The sequence below is a fragment of the Streptomyces sp. SP17BM10 genome (assembly GCF_036322405.1).
Taxonomy (GTDB): Bacteria; Actinomycetota; Actinomycetes; order Streptomycetales; family Streptomycetaceae; genus Kitasatospora.
Genome location: NZ_JAQYXB010000620.1, coordinates 1 through 6,253 on the forward strand (window position 1 = coordinate 1; position 6,253 = coordinate 6,253).

The 6,253-nt window shown below is 67.5% G+C and carries 6 protein-coding genes; all 6 read left to right on the top strand.

Annotation, left to right across the window (positions count from 1 at the left end):
• On the top strand, nucleotides 1-712 hold a 712-nt coding region (locus PUR71_RS24370), incomplete at its 5' end, for an ABC transporter ATP-binding protein (RefSeq protein WP_329929229.1).
• Between the two features lie 466 nt (nucleotides 713-1,178).
• Nucleotides 1,179-2,801, top strand: coding sequence for a peptide ABC transporter substrate-binding protein (locus tag PUR71_RS24375; protein ID WP_329929230.1), 1,623 nt, complete (start codon nucleotides 1,179-1,181; stop codon nucleotides 2,799-2,801).
• 95 nt (nucleotides 2,802-2,896) lie between these two features.
• The gene (locus tag PUR71_RS24380; protein WP_329929231.1) at nucleotides 2,897-3,841 is read left to right on the top strand and encodes an ABC transporter permease; all 945 of its coding nucleotides are present in this window, start codon (nucleotides 2,897-2,899) and stop codon (nucleotides 3,839-3,841) included.
• Nucleotides 3,834-4,763: an ABC transporter permease gene (locus PUR71_RS24385; RefSeq protein ID WP_329929232.1), complete on the top strand. Its 930-nt coding sequence runs from the start codon at nucleotides 3,834-3,836 to the stop codon at nucleotides 4,761-4,763. Before PUR71_RS24380 ends, PUR71_RS24385 begins: the two co-directional genes overlap by 8 nt.
• A gap of 15 nt (nucleotides 4,764-4,778) precedes the next feature.
• Nucleotides 4,779-5,876 (top strand): ABC transporter ATP-binding protein, encoded by a 1,098-nt coding sequence (locus tag PUR71_RS24390; RefSeq protein WP_329929233.1) that lies wholly within the window; start codon nucleotides 4,779-4,781, stop codon nucleotides 5,874-5,876.
• Nucleotides 5,869-6,253, top strand: a 385-nt coding sequence (locus tag PUR71_RS24395) for an ATP-binding cassette domain-containing protein (RefSeq protein ID WP_329929234.1), incomplete at its 3' end; no start/stop codon positions are given. The genes PUR71_RS24390 and PUR71_RS24395, both read left to right, overlap by 8 nt.

The window sequence follows — 6,253 nt, forward strand, 5'->3', positions numbered from 1 at the left end:
CCAGGACCCGTACACCTCGCTGAACCCGCGCATGACGGTCGGCGACATCATCGGGGAGCCGTTCGAGATCCACCCCGAGGTGGCTCCGAAGGGCGACCGCCGCAAGGCCGTCCAGGACCTCCTGGACGTCGTCGGGCTCAATCCGGAGTACATCAACCGGTATCCGCACCAGTTCTCCGGTGGCCAGCGCCAACGCATCGGCATCGCCAGGGGGTTGGCGCTCAAGCCGGAGATCATCATCTGTGACGAGCCGGTCTCCGCCCTGGACGTGTCGGTGCAGGCGCAGGTGATCAACCTGCTGGAGCAGCTGCAGGGCGAGTTCAACCTCTCGTACATGTTCATCGCGCACGACCTCTCGATCGTCCGGCACATCTCCGACCGCGTCGGCGTGATGTACCTCGGGCGGATGGTCGAGATCGGCAGCGACGCGGAGATCTACGACCACGCCACCCACCCGTACACTCAGGCGCTGCTCTCCGCGGTGCCCGTACCGGACCCGACGGCGCGCGAGTCCCGGGACCGGATCGTCCTCACCGGGGACGTGCCCTCGCCGGCCAACCCTCCGTCGGGCTGCCGCTTCCGCACCCGCTGCTGGAAGGCGCAGGAGCGGTGCGCGGTGGAGGTGCCGCTGCTCGCGGCGCCGTCGTGGCTCGAAGGGGCGGCCCGGCACGAGTCGGCGTGTCACTTCGCGGCGGAGCGCGAGATCGGGTAGAGCGCGGCGGAGCGCGAGATCAGGTAGAGCGCGGCGGCGCGAGATCGGGTAACAATTCGGTCGACGCCGCGGCCGGCGGCGCACACCAAGGGCGCGTCCTCGATTCGAGGGCGCGCCCTGCGTTGTGCTGGGCAAACGCCGGAAAAAGATCGATTACTCCTCGTAAACGCGCGAATACCGGAGATGGCCGTCCGTCTTCCGGGGTTCGGAGCGGGTAGCTCCGGATGCGATATGAGGGAATTTGGCGAACATTGTCCGGGGCGGGTCCGGCGCGTAATTGAAAAGATATGTGACGCGGATTCCGAAAGCCGGTCGGCTGATCGATAGTTGCTTTTGCGCGTATCAGTGGTCACCTCGCCAACTGTGCGGATCGGTCGGCCCTGAGATGTCGGACTCCGTCACGCCCGGCACACCGAGTGGCGGGGCCGCCGTTCGTTCGCAAGCCCCCAAAACGAGGAGCAGTTGAATGAGGCTCACCAAGACGATGCGCCTGACCGCGCTGGCCGCCTGTGCGGCGCTCGCGGTGTCCGCGTGCAGCACCGGCAGCGACAAGAAGCCCCAGACCGGCAAGACCGGTGGGTCGATCAGTGTCCAGCTGGGTGAGCCGCAGAACGGCCTGGTCCCGCAGAACACCGCGGAGTCCGAGGGCAACCAGGTCGAGTACGCGCTCTTCACCGGCCTCGTCGACTACGACCCCAAGACCAACGCGCCGAAGCTCGCCATGGCCGAGTCGATCGACTCCCCGGACTCCACCGTCTGGACGATCAAGCTCAAGGACGGCTACACCTTCCACAACGGCGAGAAGGTCACCGCGCAGTCCTTCGTGGACGCCTGGAACTGGGGCGCCGACCAGGGCAACGCCGCGCAGGGCCTGCCGTTCTACGACAAGATCCTCGGCTCCGACGAGCTCGCCCCGGGCAAGGACAAGAAGCCCACCGCCACGGCGCTCAAGGGTCTCAAGGTCGTCGACGACAAGACCTTCACCGTCACCCTCAAGGCGCCGTTCTCGCAGTTCAAGACGATGCTCGGGTACACCGCCTTCTACCCGCTCCCGAAGGCGTTCTTCACCGATCCGAAGGCCTTCGGCGACAACCCGATCGGCAACGGCCCCTTCCAGATGGACGGCCCGTGGCAGCACAACCAGCAGATCAAGATCAAGCGCTACGACAACTACCCGGGCAAAAAGGCCAAGCTGGATTCGGTCACCTTCAAGATTTACGACAAGCTGGAAACCGCGTACAACGACCTCCGCGCGGACAACATCCAGATCACCAACAAGCTGCCGATCTCGGCGATGGCGACGGTGGCCCAGGAGTTCGGTGACCGCTACATCTACCAGCCGGAATCCGGTGTCGGCTACATCGGGTTCCCGATCGCGACCAACCCGGCGTTCGCCAACCCCGACCTGCGCAAGTCGATCTCGATGGCGATCGACCGCGAGGCCATCACCAAGACGATCTTCTCCGGCACCCGCAAGCCGGCCGACGACTTCGTCAGCCCGATCATCCCGGGCTACCGCCAGGGCGCCTGCGGCGACGCCTGCAAGTACGACCCGGCGAAGGCGAAGGCGCTCTACACCCAGGCCGGCGGACTGCCCGGCAACAAGCTGGAGATCGGCTACAACGCGGACGGCGGCCACAAGGAGTGGATCGAGGCCGTCGGCAACCAGCTGAAGAACAACCTCGGGATTGACGTCACCTTCAAGCCGTTCGAGAAGTTCGGCAAGATCCTCGACGCGCTGGGCGCCAAGCAGTACTCGGGCGCGTTCCGCATGGCCTGGTCGATGGACTACCCGTCGATCGAGGACTACCTGCGCCCGATCTTCTCGAAGATCGCCATCGACAACGGCTCCAACTACGGCGGCTACGTCAACGAGGACTTCGAGGCGCTGCTCGCCAAGGCCGACCAGGCGAAGACCGACGACGAGGGCCTGAAGCTGTACCAGCAGGCCGACGACATCCTGCTCAAGGAGCTGCCGTACATCCCGGTGTACACCTACATGAGCTCCGGGGCCTACACCAAGACCGTCAAGAACGTGATCATCGACCCCCAGAACCGGATCGACCTGCCGTCCGTCGAACTCGCCTGACCTGACTCCCCCTGACCGGTGCGTCCCGCAGGGCGGCGCGGGCAACCCCCGTGCCGCCCGCCGGTGACGCGCCCCAACCACGAGGAGGCCGCCGCATGGGCCGCTATGTGGTCCGTCGGGTCATCCAGGCCATACCTGTGATCCTCGGCGCGACGTTCCTGATCTACGCACTGGTCTTCCTGCTGCCCGGTGACCCCATCCAGGCGCTGGCCGGTGAGAAGCGCGCGGACCCGACGGTCGTCGCGATGCTGCACGACCGGTACCACCTGGACGATCCGTTCTTCCTCCAGTACTGGCACTACCTGGTCGGCCTGTTCCAGGGCGACTTCGGCGAGGACTACCGCGGCCACGCGGTCGTCGACGTGATGACGCGGGCCTTCCCGTACACCATCAACCTGGCGGTGACCGCGCTGGTCATCGAGATGGCGGTGGGCGTGGTCGCCGGTGTGGTCGCCGCCCTGCGGCGCGGCCGGTTCATCGACAACCTGGTGCTGATCTCGACCCTGATGGTCATCTCGATCCCGACCTTCGTGATCGGCTTCGTGCTCCAGCTGCTCCTCGGGGTGAAGCTGCACAACGACTACGGCATCGACTTCTTCCCGGTCTCGTTCAACGAGGACGACGGCTTCCGCGCGTACCTCCTGCCGGCCTTCGTGCTCGCCTCCACCTCGCTCGCGTACATCGCCCGACTCACCCGGACCAGCCTGACCGAGGTGATGCGGGCCGACTACGTCCGCACGGCGGTGGCCAAGGGCCTGAGCCCGCTGCGCGTCGTGGTGCGGCACGGGCTGCGCAACGCGCTGATCCCGATCGTCACCTTCCTCGGCATGGACCTGGGGTCGCTGATGGGCGGCGCGGTGATCACCGAGGGCATCTTCAACATCCCCGGGATCGGGCACCAGCTGTTCCAGTCCGTGTACCTGCGCGAACGCACCATCGTGGTGGGCGTCGTGAGCGCCCTCGTCATGGTGTACCTCTTCACCAACCTGGTGGTCGACCTGCTCTACGCCGTTCTTGACCCGAGGATCCGCTATGAGTGAGCCGACGAACGCGCTGGACACGACGGCCCCGGTGCCCAAGGCGGCGGCCGCCACGGGCGACAAGGAGCGGGTGGCCAGCCTCTGGACCGACGCCTGGTACGACCTGCGGCGCAACCCGCTCTTCATCATCGGCGGGCTGCTGGTGCTCCTCATGGTGGCGATGGCCGTCGCCCCGCAGCTGTTCACCGACAAGGACCCGAACTCGGCCGGGTTCTGCGAGCTCTCGTCCTCGCTGCAACGCCCGTCCGCGGACCACTGGTTCGGCTTCGACGTCCAGGGCTGCGACGTCTACACCCGGACGATCTGGGGCGCCCGCAACTCGATCATCGTCGGCATCCTGACCACCTCGCTGGTGGTCCTGGTCGGCGGCACGCTCGGGCTGCTGGCCGGCTGGATGGCCGGGTTCTGGGACAGCCTCCTCTCGCGCGTGACGGAGATCTTCTTCGCGATCCCGCTGCTGCTCGGCGGCATGCTCATCATGTCGACCTGGCAGAAGGGCAACGCCTGGACGGTCTCGGCGGTGATGGCGGTGCTCGGCTGGCCGCAGATCTACCGGCTGATGCGCTCGGCGGTGATCTCCAACAAGCACAACGACTACGTGGTCGCCGCCCGCGCGCTCGGAGCCGGCACGGGACGGATCGTCACCCGGCACATCCTGCCGAACGCGGTGGCGCCGGTCATCGTCGTCTCCACCATCAACCTCGGTGTGTTCATCGGCGCCGAGGCCGCGCTGTCGTACCTGGGCATCGGCATCCAGTCCCCGGCGATCTCCTGGGGCCTGATGATCAGCGACGCCCAGTCCCGTTTCCTGAACGCCCCGCACGTGCTGCTCTTCCCGGCCGTCGTGCTGAGCATCACCGTGCTGGCGTTCATCATGCTCGGCGACGCGGTGCGCGACGCCCTCGACCCCAAGCTGCGCTGAGGAGGGCCGCGGACCATGACTGACACGACGAAGCCGTCCGGCACGAGGGACGGCGGGGCGCGCGCGGGCGCGATCGAGGTGACCGGCCCGCGCCGGGAGAACCTGGTGCCGGGCACGCCACTGCTCGAAGTCGACGACCTGCACGTCGAGTTCGTCACCCGGGACGGCGTCGCCAAGGCCGTCAACGGCGTCAGCTACGCGGTCTCGGCCGGGGAGACGCTGGCGGTGCTCGGCGAGTCCGGGTCGGGCAAGTCGGTGACGGCGCAGGCGATCATGGGGATCCTGGACATGCCGCCGGGGCGGATCACAGCCGGCAAGGTGCTGTTCCGGGGCCAGGACCTGCTGACGATGAGCCCCAGGGCCAGGCGCGCGGTGCGCGGCCGGAAGATCGCGATGATCTTCCAGGACGCGCTGTCCTCGCTCAACCCGGTGCTCAGCGTGGGCTACCAGCTCGGCGAGATGTTCCGGGTGCACCAGGGCGCCTCGCGCAAGGAGGCGAAGGAGCGCTCGGTCGAGCTGATGGAGCGGGTGCGCATCCCGGCGGCGGCACAGCGAGTGAACGACTTCCCGCACCAGTTCTCCGGCGGCATGCGCCAGCGCATCATGATCGCCATGGCGCTCTCGATGGAGCCCGACCTGATCATCGCGGACGAGCCCACGACCGCGCTGGACGTGACCGTGCAGGCCCAGGTGATGGACCTGCTGGCCGAGTTGCAGTCCGAGTTCCACATGGGGCTGATCCTGATCACCCACGACCTCGGCGTGGTGGCCGACGTCGCGGACAAGATCGCCGTCATGTACGCGGGCCGGATCGTCGAGACGGCGCCCGTGCACGAGCTGTACGCGCGCCCGGCCCACCCGTACACCCGTGGCCTGCTCAACTCGATTCCCCGGCTGGACCAGAAGGGGCAGAACCTCTACGCCATCCAGGGCCTGCCGCCGAACCTCCTGCACATCCCGACCGGCTGCGCGTTCAACCCGCGCTGCGACCGGGCGCAGGCCGTCTGCCGGTCCGAACCGCCGCCGCTCGTACCGGTGCTGGACGCGGAGGGCAGGGACCTGCCGGGCCGGCACAGCGCCTGCCACTTCTGGAAGGAGACCCTCCGTGGCTGAGCCGATCCTGGAGGTCCGGGACCTGGTCAAGCACTACCCGCTGACCCAGGGCGTCCTCTTCAAGCGGCAGGTCGGCGCGGTCAAGGCCGTCGACGGCATCTCCTTCGACCTGGTCACGGGGGAGACGCTGGGCATCGTGGGCGAGTCCGGCTGCGGGAAGTCCACGCTGGCCAAGGTGCTGATGAGCCTGGAGCGGGCGACGGCGGGCCGGGTCCGGTACAAGGGTCAGGACATCACCCGGCTGTCGGGGTCGGCGCTGAAGGCCGTGCGGCGGAACATCCAGATGGTGTTCCAGGACCCGTACACCTCGCTGAACCCGCGCATGACGGTCGGCGACATCATCGGGGAGCCGTTCGAGATCCACCCCGAGGTGGCTC

Excerpts from the sequence above, each read along its gene's own strand:
- PUR71_RS24390 (WP_329929233.1), top strand. The coding sequence starts at position 4,779 with ATGACTGACACGACGAAGCCGTCCGGCACGAGGGACGGCGGGGCGCGC.
- PUR71_RS24385 (WP_329929232.1), top strand. The coding sequence starts at position 3,834 with ATGAGTGAGCCGACGAACGCGCTGGACACGACGGCCCCGGTGCCCAAG.
- PUR71_RS24375 (WP_329929230.1), top strand. The coding sequence starts at position 1,179 with ATGAGGCTCACCAAGACGATGCGCCTGACCGCGCTGGCCGCCTGTGCG.
- PUR71_RS24380 (WP_329929231.1), top strand. The coding sequence starts at position 2,897 with ATGGGCCGCTATGTGGTCCGTCGGGTCATCCAGGCCATACCTGTGATC.